At 40.5% G+C, this 21,336-nt stretch carries 15 protein-coding genes and 2 pseudogenes; 2 read left to right on the top strand and 15 right to left on the bottom strand.

The annotated features are described in order from the left end of the window. Positions 1-40: 40 nt before the first annotated feature. From YYK_RS03895 to nth, 6 genes and pseudogenes are all read right to left on the bottom strand, one after another. Positions 41-1,096 carry a pyridoxal phosphate-dependent aminotransferase gene (locus YYK_RS03895; protein WP_014636388.1) on the bottom strand — a complete coding sequence of 352 codons (1,056 nt, stop codon included), beginning with the start codon at positions 1,094-1,096 and terminating at the stop codon, positions 41-43. 30 nt (positions 1,097-1,126) lie between these two features. Next, on the bottom strand, positions 1,127-1,852 hold the full coding sequence (gene trmD / locus YYK_RS03890) for a tRNA (guanosine(37)-N1)-methyltransferase TrmD (RefSeq protein WP_011922347.1): 726 nt from the start codon (positions 1,850-1,852) through the stop codon (positions 1,127-1,129). Further along, complete coding sequence (gene rimM, locus YYK_RS03885) at positions 1,842-2,360, bottom strand: ribosome maturation factor RimM (protein ID WP_011922346.1); 519 nt, start codon at positions 2,358-2,360, stop codon at positions 1,842-1,844. The genes trmD and rimM overlap by 11 nt, the downstream gene beginning before the upstream one ends. 97 nt (positions 2,361-2,457) lie before the next feature. Continuing rightward, a pseudogene (locus YYK_RS03880) lies at positions 2,458-3,806 on the bottom strand (MATE family efflux transporter). Between the two features lie 69 nt (positions 3,807-3,875). Next, positions 3,876-4,859, bottom strand: a complete 984-nt coding sequence (gene guaC / locus YYK_RS03875) for a GMP reductase (RefSeq protein ID WP_012775084.1) — start codon at positions 4,857-4,859, stop codon at positions 3,876-3,878. Positions 4,860-5,144: 285 nt separating this feature from the next. After that, the gene (nth, locus tag YYK_RS03870) at positions 5,145-5,768 is read right to left on the bottom strand and encodes an endonuclease III (RefSeq protein WP_012775083.1); all 624 of its coding nucleotides are present in this window, start codon (positions 5,766-5,768) and stop codon (positions 5,145-5,147) included. A 97-nt stretch (positions 5,769-5,865) separates the two neighbouring features. Between nth and YYK_RS03865 the strand changes: the two genes are divergently transcribed. Continuing rightward, a complete protein-coding gene (locus YYK_RS03865) occupies positions 5,866-6,717 on the top strand; it encodes an NAD(P)H-hydrate dehydratase (RefSeq protein WP_012775082.1) in 852 nt (283 codons plus the stop codon). A 181-nt stretch (positions 6,718-6,898) separates the two neighbouring features. Here the strand turns inward: YYK_RS03865 and YYK_RS03860 are convergent, their stop codons facing one another. Then, positions 6,899-11,656: a S8 family serine peptidase gene (locus tag YYK_RS03860; protein ID WP_014917238.1), complete on the bottom strand. Its 4,758-nt coding sequence runs from the start codon at positions 11,654-11,656 to the stop codon at positions 6,899-6,901. Between the two features lie 453 nt (positions 11,657-12,109). Between YYK_RS03860 and YYK_RS03855 the strand changes: the two are divergent. After that, positions 12,110-12,442, top strand: a pseudogene (locus YYK_RS03855) (IS110 family transposase); the annotation flags it as partial. Between the two features lie 47 nt (positions 12,443-12,489). Here YYK_RS03855 and YYK_RS03850 read toward each other — a convergent pair. From YYK_RS03850 to YYK_RS03815, 8 genes are all read right to left on the bottom strand, one after another. After that, positions 12,490-14,028: a ClC family H(+)/Cl(-) exchange transporter gene (locus YYK_RS03850; protein ID WP_011922336.1), complete on the bottom strand. Its 1,539-nt coding sequence runs from the start codon at positions 14,026-14,028 to the stop codon at positions 12,490-12,492. Positions 14,029-14,141: 113 nt separating this feature from the next. Continuing rightward, the gene (locus YYK_RS03845) at positions 14,142-15,212 is read right to left on the bottom strand and encodes an ABC transporter substrate-binding protein (RefSeq protein ID WP_011922335.1); all 1,071 of its coding nucleotides are present in this window, start codon (positions 15,210-15,212) and stop codon (positions 14,142-14,144) included. Beyond that, entirely contained in the window at positions 15,212-15,982 is a 771-nt protein-coding gene (locus tag YYK_RS03840) for an ABC transporter permease (protein WP_002938656.1), read from the bottom strand. The genes YYK_RS03845 and YYK_RS03840 overlap by 1 nt, the downstream gene beginning before the upstream one ends. Next, positions 15,982-16,782 (bottom strand): ABC transporter permease, encoded by an 801-nt coding sequence (locus YYK_RS03835; protein WP_012775080.1) that lies wholly within the window; start codon positions 16,780-16,782, stop codon positions 15,982-15,984. Before YYK_RS03835 ends, YYK_RS03840 begins: the two co-directional genes overlap by 1 nt. Beyond that, the gene (locus tag YYK_RS03830; RefSeq protein ID WP_002938664.1) at positions 16,766-17,920 is read right to left on the bottom strand and encodes an ABC transporter ATP-binding protein; all 1,155 of its coding nucleotides are present in this window, start codon (positions 17,918-17,920) and stop codon (positions 16,766-16,768) included. The genes YYK_RS03835 and YYK_RS03830 overlap by 17 nt, the downstream gene beginning before the upstream one ends. Before the next feature lie 38 nt (positions 17,921-17,958). Continuing rightward, positions 17,959-18,867 (bottom strand): UDP-N-acetylmuramate dehydrogenase, encoded by a 909-nt coding sequence (gene murB, locus YYK_RS03825; RefSeq protein WP_011922332.1) that lies wholly within the window; start codon positions 18,865-18,867, stop codon positions 17,959-17,961. A gap of 234 nt (positions 18,868-19,101) precedes the next feature. Then, on the bottom strand, positions 19,102-19,962 hold the full coding sequence (gene thrB / locus YYK_RS03820; RefSeq protein WP_011922331.1) for a homoserine kinase: 861 nt from the start codon (positions 19,960-19,962) through the stop codon (positions 19,102-19,104). A gap of 3 nt (positions 19,963-19,965) precedes the next feature. Further along, positions 19,966-21,252, bottom strand: a complete 1,287-nt coding sequence (locus YYK_RS03815) for a homoserine dehydrogenase (protein ID WP_011922330.1) — start codon at positions 21,250-21,252, stop codon at positions 19,966-19,968. Positions 21,253-21,336: the final 84 nt, after the last annotated feature.

Genomic DNA, 21,336 nt, shown 5'->3' with positions numbered 1-21,336 from the left:
TCTATCATTTTCTTTCAAAAAACAAAAAAACTAGCAGAATTTACGCTTCCACTAGTTTCTCAATCATTTTTTTCATCATGTCCATTTCTTCTGGACGGCCGATAGACAGGCGAATATGCCCTTCTAATTTACCTGTTGGATAATATTTGAAATTCCAATCCTGTGCCAAGGCTTGCTGATAAAATTCTTCTGCCCACGTTGCTTTAAACGTTACAAAACTAGCCTGACTAGGTAGAACTTGACAGTTATCTAACCCTTGCAAGAATAAAATCATTTCTTCTCGCAAATTCTGAATTACTTCCACTGTTTCTAAAACCTTATCTGTATAATTCAATGCAACGGCTGCCATTTTTGCAGTCAAGTTTGACAAGCTGAATGGGGGAATGACCTTGTCCAATTCATAAATTAACTCTTCGCTTCCTACCGCAAAGCCAACTCGTAAACCTGCAAGTCCAAAAGCCTTTGATAAAGTCCGTAAAACTAAAACATTGTCAAATTGTTGCAGACGACTGATGAAGCTTTCGACATTTGCAAATTCAATGTAAGCCTCATCTACAACGAGTAGCCCTTTAAAAGAAATAGCCAATTTCTCCAAATCTTCTAGTGAATAAGCTACTGAAGAAGGATTGTTAGGATTGGAAAGCATGATTATCTTTGCCTTCACCTCCTCCGCACGCGCCAACAATTTCTCTACTGGCAGGACGAGTGTATCGTTTTTTTCTTCTAAATCAATGGCTTCAAAACGGCTACCATGCATGTGATTATAGGTTTCATACATGAAGAAGTCTGGATTGACAGTCAAAAAAGTATCATCCTTTTCCATAAAGGTGGAAACAATCATGTGAATAAGGTGATCAGAGCCCACACCTACCGTCACTTGTTTGGGATTAACTCCAAGATAGGTCGCATATTTCTCAATCAGTTCGGAGTAAGTGTTATCACCATAAAAACTTAATTGATTGACATCCAAATTTTCCAAAGTCTCTTGTGGCAAAAAAGCCCAATCAATGATACGATTTTCGTTATTTCCTAAATCAAATCTTGCCTTTTGTTTGATTTTATAAGGTTGGTAATGTTCAAATACCTTGCGTTTCATCATTTCTCCTTCTAGCAAGAAAAACACAGTCTAATCAACTGTGTCTTCTGCTTTGATTTTTTCAAAAATAGTTAACTCTTCAGCTGTAAAGTTGTAGTTTTCTAACAAGTCTGGACGACGTTGATAGGTTTTGCGTAGACTCTCTTCCAAACGCCATTTACGAATATTTTCATGGTGACCGCTCATTAATACATCTGGAACTACCATTCCACGATACTCGTATGGTCGGGTGTATTGAGGATATTCCAATAGCCCTGATGAAAAACTATCATCCGTATGACTGACTTCCTTGCCAATAACCTCTGGAATCAGGCGAACGGTAGCATCAATCATGGTCATAGCTGCCAACTCTCCACCTGTCAGGACATAATCTCCGAGAGAAATTTCATCTGTTACTAAGGTCTTAATCCGCTCATCATATCCTTCATAGTGACCGCAAATGAAAATCAGCTGCTCTTCCTGTGCCAATTCTTCGGCATAGGCCTGATTGAAAGTACGCCCAGCGGGATCCAATAGGATAACACGTGGCTTGGTTTGTTCAATGCTATCCATGGTATCAAAAATCGGCTGGGCAAGGAGCAACATACCTTGTCCTCCGCCATAGGGTTCATCGTCTACATGGCGAGCCTTTTCAGCATTCTCTCGGAAATTGTGGTAGTTGATTTCTAGCAAACCCTTGTCACGCGCCTTACCCACAATAGAGTGTTCTAGAGGTGCAAACATCTCAGGGAAGAGGGTCAAAATATCAATTCTCATCGTCTAGGCCCTCGAGCAATTCCACATCGACACGGTTATTTGGAATATCAATGTTCAAGACAACAGGTGGAATATATGGCAAGAGCAGGTCTTTCTTACCTTTTCGTTTCACCACCCAGACATCATTGGCACCTGGCTGCAAGATTTCCTTGATTTGTCCGATCAGAATATCATTCTCATAGACATCTAAGCCGATAATTTCATGGTAATAAAACTCACCATCTTCAAGGTCGGTCAAATTTTCCTCGGCAATTTTCAAACTAAAGCCCTTGTACTTTTCAATATCGTTGATATGGTACATGCCCTTAAACTTAATAATATCAAAGTTCTTAGCCTTACGGTGACTAGCAATTTCCACTTCCATGGCAAACTGATCCTTGTCATCAAAAAGTGCAAGCTTTGCCCCTTTTTTAAAACGTTCTTCAGCAAAATCGGTCACAGACAAAACACGCATTTCCCCTTGTAGGCCTTGCGTGTTAACAATCTTTCCTACGTTAAAATAATTCATAATTTCTCCATTTGATTTTCTATCCTTTTATTTTAACATGAGCAAGATATTTTCACAAGAGAGAAAAAGCCGGATGCCTCCGACTTTCATAGTTAATTTATTTCACAGACAAATGAGAATGAGCTATTTTGATCAAGCGCAAATTGAGAGCTATTCCGCAGACAAAAATCCCTGAAATAAGACCGATCCAATAGGCTTCTGGACCCATTTGGAAAAATCTTTCAAGCAAGAATGCGACTGGGAAGGTCATGGACCAATAGGCAACCAAACCAAGTATAAATGGAACAGTCGTATCCTTGTAACCACGTAAAATCCCCTGAATAGGTGCTGTAAAGGCATCTGCTAACTGGAACATGAGGGCAAAGCTCAGGAAATGCGAGGTCAGACGGATAAATTCTGCGTCATTACCATAAAGGTAGGCAACTTTGGAGCGGAAAAAATATAGGAAAGTTAGCGTCAAACCTGCAAAGCCTAGTGCTACTAAGCGTCCCAGACGGCTGTAGGCTTTCACATCTTGTGGTCGTTTAGCGCCTACTTCATAAGCAATGACAATAGCTAGGGCTGAGGATACCGATATGGAAAGGCATATAATAAGGTTGCAAAGTTCATAGCTGACTGGTGGGCTGCTATAATCTGTGCTGAAAATTTTGCCATGTAGAGCCCTACTACTGCAAAAATTGCTACTTCTGCAAAGACTTGTAAACCGATGGGAAGACCGATTTTCAGTCCTTCTTTCAGTAAAGACCCATCAATCGGACTCCACCGCCAAATCTGATAAGAAGAAATAGTCTTATTTTTGCACATGACAATAACGATTACTAGCAATACCGCCCAGTAAGCTAAAGCAGTACCCAATCCAGCTCCAGCTCCGCCTAGGGCCGGGAGGCCCATTTTCCCATAAATTAAGAGATAGTTAAATAGACTGTTAAATGGGACAAGGAGCAACATGAGGTACATGGATAGCTGAGTCAAGCCGAGGGCGTCGAAAAAAGAGCGACAGACACTAAAGAGCAAGAGAGGCAGGATACCAATGGAAATAAAATAGAGGTACTGCCGACCAACTTGAAAAACAGATTCATCAAGTCCAAACTGAGCCAAGACGGGAACAGCGATAAATAGGATCGAGCACAAGAGTAAAATGGTTAATCCAATAGATAGATAGACAAACTGATGAAACTCTTGTCGAATCTTTGACTTCTCTCCTTGTCCCAAATATTGGGCAATAATCGAGACCAATGCAGATACAATCCCTGTAAGAAATGAAAAAAGCGGATTCCAAAGACTTGTTGCCATGGAAACACCTGCCAAATCCATAGTACTATACTGACCAGTCATCATGGTATCGATAAAGGATGCGGAGTAATTAGCAAATTGGTAAATTAAAATGGGCAAAAATATTTTGATAAAGAGCCAGAGCTTCTCTTTGTTATTTCTTGTTTGGTACATACTTATTCTCTTTCAATTTTATATAAATATTGTAACAAGAAAAGGACCTGCATTGCAAGTCCTCTTTGACTAGATAGAGTCACCATTCCAGATAGAGTTTTTCACGATAACATAGTCCACATGCTTCAAGCTGGTAATGTCACGTCCTCCTGCATAAGAAATAGATGACTGCAAATCTTGCTCCATTTCAACCAGAGTATCTTTTAAATGTCCTTTGGCAGGGAGTAAGATTTTCTTACCTTCTACGTTTTTATAAGCACCTTTTTGGTATTCAGATGCTGAACCGTAGTACTCTTTGAATTTCTCACCATCAACTTCAATTGTTTTACCTGGGCTTTCAATGTGACCGGCAAAGAGCGAACCAATCATGACCATGCTTGCACCGAAGCGGATGGATTTGGCAATATCTCCGTGGGTACGAATACCACCGTCCGCAATAATTGGTTTGCGGGCAGCTTTTGCGCACCAACGAAGGGCAGCCAACTGCCAACCACCTGTACCAAAACCAGTCTTAACCTTTGTAATACATACTTTACCTGGACCAATACCAACTTTTGTCGCATCTGCACCAGCATTTTCTAGTTCACGAACTGCTTCTGGAGTACCGACATTACCTGCAATAACAAATGTCTCAGGCAGTTCTTTCTTGATATGTTGAATCATCTTGATAACACTTTCTGCATGGCCATGAGCAATATCAATGGTGATAAACTCAGGGGCATCAGCTTTCAAGCTAGTCACAAACTCATATTCATATTCTTTTACACCAACAGAGATAGAAGCAATCAAACCTTGCTCGTGCATGCGTTTGATAAATGGAATACGACCAGCTTCATCGAAACGATGCATGATGTAGAAATAACCATCTTTGGCAAGCATTTCTGCCACATCTTCATCAATAATAGTCTGCATATTAGCTGGAACAACTGGTAATTTAAAGCTATATTTCCCAAGAGTCACTGTTGTATCTGCCTCGGAACGGCTATTGATGATACATTTATTTGGAATGAGCTGAATATCTTCGTAGTCAAAAACTGGAGTTTCGTTGAACATGCTTCTACCTCTTTTTCTTAACATTGGAACAGAAAAACGGTTTGTTTTTCGTATTTTTTCCTTATTACAAGATATAGTATAGCTTATTGTTTGTGTTTTGTCAATAAAAAAGAAACCTATATAAACAATATTCGGATATATCACTTTTTAGGCTTGTTTATAAAATATAACATTCGTATAATTCTTTTCTGAGTTATTATTCTTATAAAATTTAAAAAAATGTTCAGAATTTACTCAAACAATTTTACATAAAAACTAAAAAAATCTTCAAAAACAGAAGATTTTTTAGTCAAATTCATATAATTGTGGGAATTTTTCGCATTCAGGGTTCTTAGGATGGCAAACCTCACGACCAAAATAAATCATAGCTTGATGAGCAGGGAGCCAGAGTTCAGGAGGTAAGACTTCCATGACTCGTTTTTCTGTTTCCAGGGGTGTAGCTGATTTTTTGACAATATCGTGGTGTTTACAAATCCGTCCCACGTGGGTATCAACTGCAAAGGCGGGAATTCCGAAACCGACACTTAAGACAACATTGGCCGTTTTTCTTCCCACTCCTGCCAAGGCTTCTAATTCCTCACGAGTTTGAGGGACAATGCCATTATGCCGTTCCATCAACTGCTGGGCACAGTCTTTTAAAAACTTTGCCTTGTTTCGGTACAAACCCAAACGAGAAATATAAGGCTCAATATCCTTCACTTCTGCTGCCGCCATGGCTTGGGGCGTAGGGAAAGCTGCGAACAAACCAGGTGTTGCCTTATTTACCGCAGCATCTGTAGTTTGAGCAGATAAGAGCACTGCACATACCAACTCAAAGTGATTTCGAAAGTCCAAGCTAGGCTTAGCATCAGGATATAGAGCGATGATTTCTTCAATAACTTTTCTTGCACGTTTTTTTGATAATACCATGAATTCATTATAGCATGAAAACTTGGATTTATCTAAAATCTGGATTGTCATAAACCTCATTCCTCGTGGTATAATAAAAAGAAAAGGGGGAATATGTATGGACTTACAAGAACTCTGTAGAAAGGTCATTCAAGCAAGACCACGCAACAGCCATAAGGGAAGCTATGGTCGAGTCTTGCTGATTGGTGGACTGTATCCCTATGGTGGAGCGATTATCATGGCCGCACTAGCAAGCGTCAACAGTGGAGCAGGCTTGGTAACTGTTGCTACTGAAAAAGATAACATACCAGCCTTACATAGTCATCTGCCTGAAGCCATGGCATTTTCATTTGACGATCAAGCCTTACTGATAAGTAGCTTAGAAAATGCTGACTTGGTATTGATTGGTCCAGGTTTTGGGGAAAATAGCAGAGCTGAACAGTTATTGGACTTTGTTTTTGAACATTTATCTGACCAGCAGATTTTAGTTCTTGACGGCTCAGCCCTTACCTTAGTCGCAAAGCAAAACAGAAAGAACTTCCCGTGTAAACAAGTCATCCTGACACCCCACCAGAAAGAATGGGAACGGTTATCAGCCATTCCGGTTGCTGACCAAACAAGCCAAAGAAATCTTGAAGCCTTGCAATCTTTTCAAGAAAATACAATCCTTGTAGCTAAAAGTTCCGCTACTCAAATCCTAAAAACCCAGCCAAACCAAGTCACCCCAATAGGAGCTGGTGGTCCTTACCAAGCAACAGGAGGTATGGGAGATACTCTTGCAGGTATGATTGCAGGATTTGCTGTACAATTTCCCCTTGTTCAACTATATGAAAGAATCCTTGTAGCAACCTACCTCCACTCCTATATTGCCGACCAACTGGCTCAAGATTATTATCTTGTAAAGCCAACTGATGTCTCAAGAAACATCCAAAAGACAATGCTTCAATTTCAAACACAAACAACCGCCTAATCAATGATTAAGCGGTCTTTTATATAACAAACTCGTGATTAAAGCCTGACAAATGGTAGAAAATGATACTCAATGCAAATCAAAAGTAGCCTAGGAAACGAAGCCGAAGATAGAACTGGAGTTCATCATGGCAAGTTGACAACGGATAATTTTGATTTTCGAAGAGTATGACTATATTTTCTTAGACTTCTTCTTTATGACGTCGTTTGCTTACCAACAGAGTCCCTAGCCCAATAATGACACCAAGAACAAGATAGTATCTCGTATCATTGTCTCCAGTATTTGGTAGTTGAGTTACCTGTTTTTCTTGATTAGGGCTAGATAGACTAGCTTGCAAAGTGACTGGACGAGGTAAAGTTGGTTGAGGGTTTGGCTTCTGACCGATCGATACATGCCCTGAATTCCCAGTATCTTTTACAGGAGGTGCCTGTACATCAACTTTTTCTGAGTCTATAGGTGGAGGCGTTACAGTGCCTTCATCTTTTTTGTCAGTGGCAGTATTTGCTGGCTCTTTGGCATCATTTGTTGAAGTAGCAATACCATTCAGTTCTGCCTGCGCGCTTGTCAGAACGGCTAGAGCTTGATCGACACTTGCTTGGCTTGCAGATTCATCAGCTAGAATCGCTTTCGCTGCTTCAACTGCCTGGTCATAAGCTTGTTTCACGTTTTCAGATGCATTGAGATACTTAGCATCTGTCGCTTTTAATACGGAAGAAACGGATACTGCGCTACGAAGGGCTGAAATATCAGTCTTTTGACCATCTAAGTTGGCTTTCGCCGCTAACAAGTCCGCCAACGCTTGGTTGACAACTGCCTGTGTTACATTCTCTTGGTTCAATACAAGTTGTGCTGAACGAACAGCTGTATCATAGGCAATTTGTTTGGTATTTTCAGCATTGTAATAAATAAAGTTTGCCTGAGTCGGTGTGTAGTTTGATACTTCAGCAATTAGTTTTTCCTTATCGGTAGCCTGACCGTTTAGCTGCTCTCTCGCTGCCACAAGATTGGCAAGTGCTGAATCTACTTGTACCTGATTGTGTTTGTTGGCATATACTGCATTGGCATCTTCTAATGCTTTAGCATAGGCAGTTTGAAGTTCTGGACTAGCATTGTAATAACGCGCTGTTTCTTCAAGTCCCGCAAGTTCAGCAATCAGTTCTTTCAAAGCAACTTTATTAATCAAGGTTAATTTCTTAACATTTGACTGGTTTGCAAGTACTGCTACGTCTAATTCTTCCAAAAATTCATAGCCTTCTGGGAGGGTTGGAAGGATAGTGTAGGTACCAACTGGTACAAATTTACCATAATCGGTCTTAGAATATTTAGCATTTGGTAGCTGAATAGTCTGGCCATCAGCAGTTACCAGTTGGATGGTTGAACCAGAAGGTAGTAATGCATCAATATCTACCAGCAAGTTGGCCTTATCTTTCAAAGTCACATAGAAATTCACCTCGGCAGTGCTATTTTCTTCCGAAATCGTCACGACTGCTTTGGTTTCACCTGCTAGGCTTGACCATTCTGTATCATATAAGAATAAATCAAAGGTGTAAGTACCAAATGGTAGCTTAAGAACGCTAGTATCGCCGGCATATCGTGGTAATTCTGCAACAATCTTGCCTGTTTCATCGGTGACTGAGTAAGAGAAAAGTATTGGTACAGGACTATTTGTATCTTTATCAAGAATATTGACAGTTACCAACCCTTTTTCATTGCCGATACTGATCAGATTCTCTACTTTTTCATAGCTGATGTTACCAGCATAATCCTCTACTGTGTAGTAGAATTTTGAAATATCTGCAAGGTCAAGAGGCAATGTAAAGGAGCCATCGTCGTTTTGTGCCACAAATACCTTGTTATCAGAAACGGTTACATCACCATTTTCTAATAAGGAAGGAATAGTTGTCACACCGCTTGCATCCGCTACAAGGTAGAATACTTGCTCGCGATATAGACCGGATTCTCCTTTTTCAATGGCTGGACGAGGGTTAAATGTAAAGTTTGTTTCATCATAGGTAGCTGTGGTGATAACTGGTGATTCTCTATCAATGATAACGTCGAAAATCATAGTTTGTACTGCTGCACCTGGAACTTCAGATGAGTAGGTCAAAACGTATTGATACTTACCATCTGCTAAAGCATTTCCCTCGCTGTCTGTCCCATTCCATTCAGTAGGGTAAATAATGCTTGATTTTGGATTTTTAGGATCACCACTATAGAAGTTCTTATTGCCTGACTGTGGTTGACTTTCCCAAAGTGGATTTGTTCGTTCGGTATCATCTGCAGCATAGACGCTTGCGACTAAATCCGTATAATTTCTCAAGAAGACACCTTTCAAAGCGAGCGAATCTTGGTTGTCATCCCCATTTGGCGAGATAGCTAAATGAGGCTTACCAGACTCATCGAGCTCTAAAACAAAGTATCCTGCTTCATTTTTAAATGTACCTAGAGTCTTGATCGCAAAGTCAGATCGTTTGTCTGTAGAATAGATTAACTCCGTACTTCCTGTAACAAGACCTGTGTAGTGATGGCTGATGTCAACAGTATCTGGTTGTGCTGTAACAGGTTCAAAGTAGAAGCCCCCCTTACCATCGGCAATAAGATTGTAAATCGGCTCTTCTAGAACGGCTAGATTTTGGAATTCCCCACGGAAACCAACGTATGGAATGCTGACAATATCACCGACATCGGCTACATCTGTAAATCGAACAAAACCTTCAAGATAGTAACCGTTTTTCATTAAACCTGTCAATTCTTCTGCAAAGCTTGCTGCATCGACATTAATTGTAACAGTTGTACTTGAATTGGCTTTCACAGTCACCTTACCGCCAGGAATCTCTGCTAATAGACACGGAGCCAAGGTAATCAATCCGTTTTGAACAGTATCCGTTGTTAACTGTGTTGAGTAGTTTAAAGTCTTATCTTCGTTTGTAATGTTATGAAGTGTGACCGTAAAGCTGAATATATCCTCAACATTTCCCAAGGTAATGCTGCCATAACCGTCTTCGCCAGTCAAATATAAACCTGTAGAAATAGCTGCCGCAGTATCGATGATACCTGCACCTTGTTGGCGAGGGGAAGTGTAGGCTGTTGTTTCTTTGTTCACATGTGCTTTAGCAGTAGACATAAGCAAGTGTTTTACTAAGGCTTCGATTTCTTGAGGGGACTTAGTAGGGTAAGTTGCCTGTAAATATTGTTTTACTAGTACGGCTGCTCCTGCTACGTGTGGTGAAGCCATACTTGTTCCCTGCATGTTGGCATAGTCATTATCATTGATGGCTGCATAAATAGCACCACCTGGAGCAGCTAAGTCTGGTTTTAGCTCGCCATCCGCTGATAGACCCCAACTTGAAAAATCTGAAAGAAGACCTGCTTCTGGGTTAGGGCGAATATCTGTTTCGTTATTGAACGCAATCTTATATGAGTTAGATGCCAAAGCTTCACCAAATTCCAATGGAATGAAGATAGATGGAATTGCGATAGCTGTATCATCCAGTTGCATGCTCACATTGGCTTCACCTGGGCGGCTATTGAAAATAACGACCCCTACTGCCCCTGCAGCTGTTGCATTGGCTATTTTTTCTGAGAAACTGATGGTTCCTCGTTTAATAAGCGCAAGTTTTCCAATCAAATTTAAACCATCAAAATCCGAAGCCTGACCGATTCCTGCATAGACATATTCATATTCCTTCCCAATTTCAAATGATACAGGACTTTTCTCTGGATTATCGAACGAACTCTTACCGTAATTCAAATCAGCATTATTTTCTAAGCCAATGATATTAATTACTTTACTGCCAACCGTTGTGTTATTGTAAGAAGCGACAGAAATTGCATCGCGAGCTGTTGAAGGAGCTCCGACCAAGCCATAATCTGGATAATCGGCTGACGGATTAGAATGACCTGAACCAAATGTTCCATCATTACCAGCAGCAATAACAACAGAAACACCTGCACGACGAGCAGCCTCGATTGCTGCAGTCACATTTTCATTCATGTTAACAACAGAGCCGTTAGCTCCTCCCAGGCTGAGGTTGATGCTATCTGCACCTAATTTTACAGCATCTTCAATCGCCTTTACGTACAATGCTGCGCCTGTTGTAGCTTTGAGGTCTGAGAATACACGCATAAACATGACTTGCGCTTCAGGAGCTACACCATACATTAATTGTCCAGCGACTGGTTGTGTCGGATTTCCTGTGGCAATACTCGTTACGTGCATACCGTGTGAACGTTTGTCTTCTTCTTTCAAGACAGTATTCACATCAACATAGTTATAACCAAATACAACCTTATCGTTAAACCATTCGCCGTAGGTAATTCCTGCTGCTTCTTTAGCTGCTTCTATCTCTTTTTCTGATTTATATTTTGCGGTTGAGAGATCTGAAATATGCAATACATCGTGGTCAACGTCAAGACCTGAATCTATGATTGCAACTACTGTTCCTTCGCCCTTGTAACCACTATCCCAAACTTTAGGTACTGTAATGATTGTATTACTATCAATGTTTTGTGGTTTCGCTTCTTCCTGATTAGTAATAGCAGTAGTCTCATCTGCTACGGCAAGCTTCTCCTCTTCTTCTACTTTTTTCTCTGAAATAGCTGGAGTTTCTACAGCTGGTTGAGTCGCTTCTACTTCTGTATTTGTGATGTTTTCAAGAGCTTCTGAGCCAAGTGTTTCCTCTACATTATCTGTAGTGGTTACATCAGTTGGGGTAGCCTCCACAGAAGTGTCAACTAACTCCTCGACAACGGGACTTTCTGAGGCTGATTCGCTGACGATTACGTCAGGAACAGTTGCTTCCACCTTAGTCTCTACAAGGCTTGTCAATTCATCTGCAGCTACCGATGGTGCACCTGCAAACAAAAAAACTGCACCCAAAAGAACAGACACAGTTCCAATTTTATACTTCCGAAGTGAGAAAGTTTCTTTCTTTTTCATAACTTTTCCTCCTAGTTTTTCTCCTTTATTATTGGCAAAGCCAATAAATATATTAAAACATAAAATTATCAGCATTGCAAGTATATTCTGAAAATTCAGTTATTTATTCAAACTATAACTAGCTATCAATAATATCTATAACCATAGATACAGATAATACACACTAAAAAGGGAGTGAGTAAGACATCCATGATGGCTCCGTCCTTACCCACAGAATAATGAGAATGAGCATAAAGCCCTCACTAAGATTATATACCTAGTGAGGGCCTTGTGGTTGGTGCATTATTGATGTTAATTATGATGACAAAACTGCTCCACCCTACTGATAAGAACCACAATATGCGCTCAAGAATATGACTAAAATTCAGTAGATAGGCTCTCTAATTTTAAGAAGGAAAGAATTGTCATAGTAATCATGTGTAGATCAAGTCGATATTGTCGTTTGTATTCCCCTCAACTTGTCCAAAGCGTTACTTAGCTACATTTGATACAACGACTAAAGGTCTACGTGCTTACCACGATTTTCTCAGTCAATTTCATGTAGAAGCTGTTGGTATGGAAAGCACAGGTGTCTATTGGCGACTTGTCTGGCATGCTCTATGTGATGACTTCGAGCTAATACTTGCTCAACCAGCCCACATGAAGGCTATTCCAGGTCAGAAAACCGACAAGAAGGACGCTCACTGGATTGCCAAATTAACACGGATTGGTCTGCTTCCTCGGAGTTTCGTTCCCGATGAAACCATTCAAGAATTGAGGGAGTTGACCAGACAACGAAAACAGTATAATATTGGGACTTTTCTCATCTCTTTGTTAAGACAATCTAAAAAATGCTAATCTCCCTCAAATATCCTACGAACGGTATGAATTTGAGAGATTGGAACTGCAACGAGCAAGGAATCCCCCATAGAAAGTTGGCTATTTCCTTTCACAATCCTTGACTTACCGTGATGAATTTGACTGGTGATCAAGCATGAATCCGGCAAACGTAACTCGCTAACAAATCTTCTGTCCAATGTTTCGTTGACAACAACCTCTATTAAGGTCATGTGTTCTTGCTGTTCTACTTCTTCTGGCAGAATTTTTTCCAACATTGCTTCATAGACTGGCGCGCCACCTAAGAGGTCCATCATCACATAGGAACTCAAAGCTACCAACCCGATGACCATCAATTGGTTCAAACTTCCAACCATTTCAGTTACTAAAATAATAGCAGTTAGAGGTGCTTTGGAAATCGCTGCGAAAAAGCCTGCCATTCCCAATACAATAAACAATAGCATCTGCTCCTGACTGATGAAACCAATATCAAGGAAGAACCGTGCGACAAAAAGCCCAAGGAGACTTCCTAAGGTTAATATGGGTAAAAAGATGCCCCCTGGTAGACCAGAACCATAGGAAATCATGCTCCATACAAATCGTATTAAAATCAAGATTGCCAATGTCAGTAGTCCTTGTTCCAAATATGGAAGCTCTAAAATCAAATGATGCCCGCCACCCAACAGATTAGGGAAAAAATAACCAATCGGTATAATAAACAAAAAGGCAAATACACTGTAGTATGGAACTGGGAGAGGAATGATTTTTGAGAGGAGGGTATAGAAATCTTGTATATTGAGGATAACAATTTCATACACATATCCAGCAAGGCCAAGGAAAACTCCAAGTAAGATATAGATCCAATATTGGTCAAGAGATAGTAACTGTAAGTCCTTCGGCATATGCAAAACAGGCATTAATCCAAAAACATGTAAGGAAATAAAGTTCGCAGTGATACTGGCTGCCAGGGCGGAGACCCATACCAGACGTGAAAACTGATGATAGACTTCCTCCACAACAAATAAAAGGCCTGCTATTGGTGCATTGAAAGCTGCTGCCAAACCTGCCGCAGCGCCACTAGCAATCAAACTCCTTCTTTCCATTTCACTGGATTTAAGAAGAACTGATACACCTTTAGCCGTTACAGCTCCTAATTGAATACTGGGACCTTCACGCCCCAGCATTAGACCAGATGCAATGGATAAAACACCGCCGATAAATTTTCTCCAAAGGACTGACCACCAGTTCAAATCCATAATTCCTTTTAGTTCTGCCTCCACCTGAGGTATACCAGAACCTTTTGCATTTGGCTCGTCTTTGATCAACTTGCCAACAAGTAAAGCTATGACCAGATAAAGCCCTCCAATAAGAAGTAAATAGATTGCATTGTCTGTTGCCAGAGAATAGAGGTGCGTAAAGACAGAAAATAGTTTTTCAATGGCTAAGCGAAATGCAACGACCACTAAACCAGCGACAATGCCAACTAAACTACCACGCAGAACCGAATAGAGGATTGATTGAGAAATAAAACTAACTTCTTTCCGGTGATTTTCCATTGGGATTTCCCTTCCTTTCTATAGTATGCATGACCAAAAAATAGGAGCAATAAGTACTTAGTAAAGAACCTCACTCCCATTCTTTTATTTATATTGCTACCTGTCCAATCAGACTATTTCCGATACATCTTGAATTGGAGATAGAGGTCATTATACATTCCAAGCATCTCTGGTCCAAGATTATCATAAACTTCCATCTTCTTCATCGTTTCTTCTGAAGGATAGAAGGATTCGTCGTTCTGAGTCTCCTCATCCAGCATAGCCTTGGCTGCAGGAATTGGTGTTGAGTAGCCAACATATTCTGCATTGCGAAGCGCATTTTCAGGACGAAGCATAAAACTCATAAAGGCGTAAGCTCCATCAATATTTTTTGCTGTTTTTGGAATGACCATGTTATCAAACCACAGGTTAGAACCTTTTGATGGTACAACATAGCGCAGATTTTCATTTCCATCTAACATTTCACTCGCCTCACCTGAGAAAGAAACAGCAATTGCTGCCGCATCTTGTATCATATAACCTTTTATCTCATCAGCAACAATTGCTTTGACATTTGGAGTTAAATTATAAAGATGTTCGGCTGCCTTTTCAATCTCGGTAGGATTGTTAGAATTGAGACTATAGCCCAGTGATTGTAGACCAAAGCCCATGACTTCACGCACACCATCAATTAACATGATATTGTCACGGTATTCCTCTGACCACAAGTCTTCCCATTCCTGAGGAGGATTTTCTACCATGGTTTCATTGTAAACAATGCCCAAGGTTCCCCAGAAATATGGAATAGAATAGTCATTATTCTTATCAAAGCTAAGGCCCATAAATCGTGGATCGATATTTTCTATCCCTTCAATCTTAGACTTATCTAGCTTGATTAACATATTTTCTTCTGTCATCTTAGAAATCATGTACTCAGATGGGATTGTCAAATCGTATGTTGTTCCACCCTGCTTAATCTTTGTGTACATCGATTCGTTGGAGTCAAAGGTCTGATAATCTACCTGAATACCTGTTTCAGCAGTGAATTCTGCGAGTAATTCTGGGTCAATATAATCGCCCCAGTTATAGATGACAAGTTTATCAGTTGTCCCTTGGGTTGAATCAGCTTCTAACTTATAACTAATTCCCCATAAAACTAGGACAATTGCTATAATTCCTACAAAAAATGAATACAATCGTTTCATTAGTTGGCCTCCTTTTCACGTGAGATGAAATAATAACCCACTACCAATAAGATAGAGAAAAGGAAAACTAGGGTTGACAAGGCATTGATTTCTAGAGAAATCCCTTGACGAGCCCGTGAGTAAATCTCTACAGATAGGTTTGAGTAACCATTTCCCGTAACAAAGAATGTCACGGCAAAGTCATCCAAGGAATAGGTAAAGGCCATAAAGTAGCCTGCAATGATGGCTGGTGTTAGGTATGGCAACATGATTTCTTTCAGCATTTGTGGCTGAGTTGCCCCCAAATCATAAGCTGCTGAAATCATATCTGCGTTCATCTCTTTCAGCCGTGGCAAGACCATCAATACTACGATTGGAATAGAAAAAGCAATATGACTGAGCAATACTGAGACAAAGCCAAGCTGGAAACCAATCATGGTAAAGAGAATTAGGAAACTCGCCCCAATCATGACGTCTGGAGCTACCATCAAGATATTATTGACAGACAAGAGTGCATTTTGAAAACGAGGTTTTGCCTGATAGATATAGATGGCACCGAAAGTTCCGATAATGGTCGCAATCAAAGAACTCAAGAAGGCCAACAAGAAGGTTTGAGCCAGAATCAGCATTAGTCGGCTATCGCCAAGCATAGATGAAAAATGCTCTAAGGTAAAGCCTGTAAAGCCATTCATATCTCCGCCTTCATTAAAGGCATAAAAAATAAGATAGAAAATCGGTAAGTAGAGAAGGAGAAAGGCAACTGTTAAGTAGATATTTGCAAATTTCTTCATTATTTCTTCCTCTCTTTCGTCATCCACATAATCAAGAGCATGGCCAAAATCAAGACCACACCTATGGTTGAACCCATTCCCCAGTTTTGTGTTGTGAGAAAGTGTTGTTCGATAGCTGTACCAAGCGTGATCACTCGGTTGCCGCCAATCAAACGGGTCAACATGAAGAGGCTCAGACTTGGAATGAAAACCGCCTGTACACCAGAACGGACACCATTCATAGAAAGAGGAAAAATAACTTTTGTGAAGGTCTGCCAAGGAGTTGCCCCCAAATCACGACTGGCATTGATTAGGTTTTTATCCAAATCATCCAAGGCGTTAAAGATCGGCAAAATCATAAACGGAATCTCGATATAGGCTGCAACAGCAATAAAGGAGAAATCTGTGAAAAGAATTTGCTGAGCTCCTAGACCAATAAATTCTAGGAACTGGTTGATAGAGCCGTGTTGTCCAAAAATACCGATAAAGGCATAGGCTTTCAGCAAAAGATTGACCCAGGTTGGCAAGATAATCAACATGAGCCAGAGCTGTCTATGCTTGAGTTTGGTCAAGAAATAGGCTGTTGGGTAGGAAACCAAAAGCGTGACCAGAGTAATAATACCTGCGTAAAAAATGGAGTTAAAACTCATTCGCAGATAGGTCATATTTGGCGAGTTAAAATAGGTCTGGTAATTGGCCAAAGTGAAATCGCCATGAATATCAAAGAAAGATTTGAAGATAATCAAGGCAACTGGAGCGAGTACAAATAGAAAGACCCATAGGGCATAGGGAATTGCAAAAAGCCTAGAGGTTTTCTTCATTGCGTTCCTCCTCAATGGCGTTAATCAAGCCATCTTCTACTTCTTCCACTTCCACATATTCTTCGATACGGGCATCGAATTCTTCCTCTGTTTCATTGAGACGCATGATATGAATATCTTCTGGCTCAAAACTTAGTCCAATCACTTCTCCGACAATGGCCTTACGAGTTGAGTGAATCATCCACTCATTACCGAGGTCGTCATAGGCGATGATTTCATAGTGAACCCCTCGGAAGAGCTGAGTATCCACTTTTACCTGCAATTTGCCTTCCTCAGGTAGGGTAATCTGCAAATCTTCTGGACGGATAACGACTTCAACTTCTTCATTAGGACGCATACCGCCATCGACAGCTTCAAAGCGTTTGCCGTTAAACTCAACCAGATAGTCTTCTATCATGCGACCTGGAAGGATATTGGATTCACCGATGAAGGTAGCAACAAAATGGTTGATTGGTTCGTCGTAAATGTCCACTGGCGTCCCAGACTGAACAATTTCACCTTCATTCATGACAAAAATCCAGTCACTCATGGCCAGAGCTTCTTCTTGGTCATGGGTAACGAAGACGAAGGTAATTCCTAGACGTTGTTGCAATTCACGCAGTTCGTACTGCATTTCTGTTCTTAGTTTCAAGTCCAGGGCAGAAAGTGGTTCATCTAGCAAGACAACGCGAGGCTGGTTGATAATCGCACGTGCAATAGCAACCCGCTGGCGTTGACCACCAGACAATTTCTGAATGGAACGATTTTCATAACCAGAAAGTCGGACCATTTGTAAGGCTTCTGTCACACGGCGTTCAATTTCAGCCTTGTCAATCTTTCGTAATTTAAGAGGAAAAGCCACATTTTCAAAGACAGTCATATGTGGGAAAAGGGCATAGGACTGGAAAACAGTATGGACATCCCGTTTATTGGTCGGAACATCATTAATCCGTTGACCGTCCAGATAAATATCACCTGAACTAGCATCCAATAAACCAGCAATAATATTCAAAATCGTTGATTTACCTGAACCAGAAGCTCCTAAAAGGGTATAAAATTTCCCCTCTTCCAATTCAAAACTAATATCCTTTAATACAGTTGTTCCACTGTCTTCAAATACTTTTGAAACGTTCTTAAATTCAATAATTGGCTTTTTCAATTCTCATAAATTCCTTCTTTTTTGTAAGAGCCTGATGGCTAGAGTGTATCAGCAGGATCGCCGATAATACGAACCTCTCTCTCCAGAGTAATTCCTGAAGATTTTTCAACAACTTGAATCACATGGGCAATCAAATTTTCGTAATCAGATGCTGTACCATTTTCTATATTGACCATAAAGCCAGCGTGTTTTTCAGAAACTTCGACTCCACCAATTCGATAACCTTTTAAACCCGCATCCATAATCAACTGTCCTGCGAAGTGACCAAGTGGACGCTTGAAGACTGAACCACAAGATGGATATTCCAAAGGTTGCTTGAGCTCGCGCAAATGTGTCAAACGAGCCATTTCTTGTTGAATAACCGTATGATTTCCTGGCCTGAGGGCAAATTTTGCAGACAAAACAATCGCACCGTTTTCCTGCAAAATAGAAGAACGGTAGCCAAATCGTAACTCACGATTGTCCAATGTCTCGACATAACCTGCAGGAGTCAAAATCTGCGCTGAAACTAAAATGTGTGCCACTTCACCTCCGTAAGCACCTGCATTCATATAGACAGCACCACCAATGCTTCCCGGAATACCACAAGCAAATTCAAATCCTGATAACGAATGGAAAAGTGCGACTTTTGTTGTTTCAATCAGATTGGCACCTGCTTCTGCTTCAATGGTGTATCCTGATACAGTAACGGAGTTAAGTTTATCCATACGGATAACAAAACCACGAATACCGCCATCGCGGACAATGATATTACTTGAATTTCCTAATACTTGCCATGGAATACCTTCGCGTTTAGCAAATTCTACTATACGAACAATCTCGTAACGATTCCGCGGAAAAGCTAGATAATCAACAGCTCCTCCTACTTTTGTATAGGTATATTCTTTTAAAGGTTCATCGAATCGAATATCGATGCCTTCTAATTCAAGCCTAATTTTATCTTTCATAACCTTCTCATTTCAATTTAAGATATACAGGATTTATTATACCAAAAATTACAGGAGAAAACGAATAAAATTCAACAAAAATACTTTCACAAGCCAAATTAATTTGCCCCAATATTTTGAAATGGAGAATGGAATGCACAAAAAAAAGGAGTTCCCTTTCTACCGCTTACAGTAGCGATGGCGAACTCCAATAAATAAACATGTTTAGTTTTGCAAATGACAGATTCTCACTATCTATACAATAGCAATCCCTTTGGTATCTACTTGAAGGCGGTGGACAGTTCCGTCTAGATTTAGTTCCTCTAATGCTAGAACAATAGCGTCCTCCCTATCTTTGGGCGCTAATACCATCACTGTTGGACCGGCACCTGATAAGTAGGTTGCATAGGCTCCCAACTCCTGTGCAGTTTGCTTGATTGGACAAAACTCCTTAACAAGTAGCTGACGAAACGGTTCATGGAACATGTCTGACTGAATTGCTTTCCCAGCTTTTTCCAGATCACCTGCCATCAAACTGGCAACAGCAACGTTTGCAATGGCACTAGCAGCCACTGCTTTCTTGTACCCCATCTGAGAAGGCAGTACACCTCGGCTTTCAACCGTACGCAGTGGGTAGTTTGGAATAAAGGCAACAAAACTTGCTTCTGGGAATTCTGTTACAACTGCCTGTACTCTCTTATTAACATAGCTAGAGATGACTAAATTACCGAAAATCGCTGGGGCTACATTATCAGGATGTCCTTCAATTTCTGTAGCTTTGAGCAATTTTTCATCCGCTGTCATATTCAAACCTGCTAATTGATTAGCCAATTCGATACCAGCTACGATAACGGAACTGGATGAACCCAAACCACGTGCCAAGGGAATATCACTAATCATTCTGATACGATGCGGCTGCAATCCTTTTTCAATCTTTAAAGCTGTCTTGATCAAAAGATTGTTCTTGTCTGATGGAACATGTTCAAGATTGTGCTCAATCACCCATTCATCAGTCTCTTCAAATACTTCAATCGTTAGATATTTCGAAAGGGCAACACCTACTGAATCAAATCCTGGACCGATATTAGCTGAAGTTGCTGGAATAATAATTTTCATTGCTTATTCTCCCAGTACTTTAAAGGTATTTAAGACAGTAAAGTCTGTTTCTTTACTCAATTTGTCTGTTACATTTTCCAACTGAGTCTTACTCATTTCATGGGTCACAATCACTAGGCGGGCTGTTTCTCCATCTGCAGCTTGTTGCAGAATTTGCTTGAAGGAAATTTCTTCAGAATTGAAGATTTCTGCTAAACGAAGCATTTTTCCATTTTTATCAGGCGCATCAATTGAGAAATAATATTCGCTCTTCACATCGCTTGGGGCTGCCAATTGAAGTGGGCGGCTATATTCGTTAAAAGCTTTGCCGATAGTATTGTCTTTCAAGCGACGAACGATACGAATAATGTCAGCCATAACACTTGTTGCAGTCGGTTTTTGCCCAGCACCCGGTCCATAGTACATAGACTGGCCGATGCCGATAGATTCGACAAATACAGCATTCATCACACCATTCACGCTTGCAAGTGGATGATTTTTCGGTAGGAAGGTTGGAGATACTTCGGCAGCAATACCAGAGGTAGTTTCTTGAATATCACCCACAAGTTTGATGACATAGCCCAATTCTTGTGCCACTGCTACATCTTCTGGTGTGATATTCGAAATACCCTTGTGTGCTACGTGTTCAAAATCAACTGTCATCCCGAAAGCAAATTGACTGAGGATAACAGCCTTGTAAGCTGCATCAATCCCCTCAACGTCATTTGTTGGGTCAGATTCTGCATAGCCAAGTTCCTGTGCTGTTTGAAGAGCTTTTTCGTAAGTCCAGCCTTCATCAATCATCTTAGTCAACATGAAGTTTGAAGTACCATTCAATACACCGAGGATACGAGTCACCTTGTCAGCAGCCAATGAGTTAACCAAGGTACGCAAGATTGGAATACCACCTGCAACTGCAGCTTCATAATAAAGCGCAAGACCTTTCTCTTCAGCCAAGGCACGCAATTCGCTACCATGAACAGCAAGTAAATCCTTATTGGCTGTTACAATATGCTTGCCTGCTTCCAAGGCATGTGTAATAAATGTTTTTGCTGGCTCAATACGTCCCATCAGCTCAACGACGATGGCAATGTCCTCATCAGCTAAAATATCATCAATATTTGTTACAAAATGATAGTCATGACCTGCAGCCAAGAGACGGTCTTTTTCTGCTTCATCCTTGACCAAAACCTTAGCAACTTCAATACTATCATGCGCAGCTTTCTCTATTTTTTCCTGATTTTCTTCTAATAAAAATGGCACACCACTCGCAACGGTTCCAAATCCTAATAATCCTATCTTAACTACCATGTGCTCTCCTTTAAAATGTATTTCTCCCATTATAACAAATATTCTGACTATTTGGCAAAAAATTTGATATAATTGTTTTAATAT

This window comes from Streptococcus suis S735, from assembly GCF_000294495.1.
GTDB lineage: Bacteria > Bacillota > Bacilli > Lactobacillales > Streptococcaceae > Streptococcus > Streptococcus suis.
This window is presented reverse-complemented; position numbering and strand designations above follow the sequence as displayed.

Coding starts and splice junctions, on each gene's coding strand:
- YYK_RS03895 (WP_014636388.1), bottom strand. CDS start 1,096: ATGAAACGCAAGGTATTTGAACATTACCAACCTTATAAAATCAAACAA.
- guaC (WP_012775084.1), bottom strand. CDS start 4,859: ATGTTCAACGAAACTCCAGTTTTTGACTACGAAGATATTCAGCTCATT.
- murB (WP_011922332.1), bottom strand. CDS start 18,867: ATGAAAGATAAAATTAGGCTTGAATTAGAAGGCATCGATATTCGATTC.
- trmD (WP_011922347.1), bottom strand. CDS start 1,852: ATGAGAATTGATATTTTGACCCTCTTCCCTGAGATGTTTGCACCTCTA.
- YYK_RS03845 (WP_011922335.1), bottom strand. CDS start 15,212: ATGAAACGATTGTATTCATTTTTTGTAGGAATTATAGCAATTGTCCTA.
- YYK_RS03840 (WP_002938656.1), bottom strand. CDS start 15,982: ATGAAGAAATTTGCAAATATCTACTTAACAGTTGCCTTTCTCCTTCTC.
- YYK_RS03835 (WP_012775080.1), bottom strand. CDS start 16,782: ATGAAGAAAACCTCTAGGCTTTTTGCAATTCCCTATGCCCTATGGGTC.
- YYK_RS03860 (WP_014917238.1), bottom strand. CDS start 11,656: ATGAAAAAGAAAGAAACTTTCTCACTTCGGAAGTATAAAATTGGAACT.
- nth (WP_012775083.1), bottom strand. CDS start 5,768: ATGGTATTATCAAAAAAACGTGCAAGAAAAGTTATTGAAGAAATCATC.
- YYK_RS03850 (WP_011922336.1), bottom strand. CDS start 14,028: ATGGAAAATCACCGGAAAGAAGTTAGTTTTATTTCTCAATCAATCCTC.
- YYK_RS03815 (WP_011922330.1), bottom strand. CDS start 21,252: ATGGTAGTTAAGATAGGATTATTAGGATTTGGAACCGTTGCGAGTGGT.
- YYK_RS03865 (WP_012775082.1), top strand. CDS start 5,866: ATGGACTTACAAGAACTCTGTAGAAAGGTCATTCAAGCAAGACCACGC.
- thrB (WP_011922331.1), bottom strand. CDS start 19,962: ATGAAAATTATTATTCCAGCAACTTCAGCTAATATCGGTCCAGGATTT.
- rimM (WP_011922346.1), bottom strand. CDS start 2,360: ATGAATTATTTTAACGTAGGAAAGATTGTTAACACGCAAGGCCTACAA.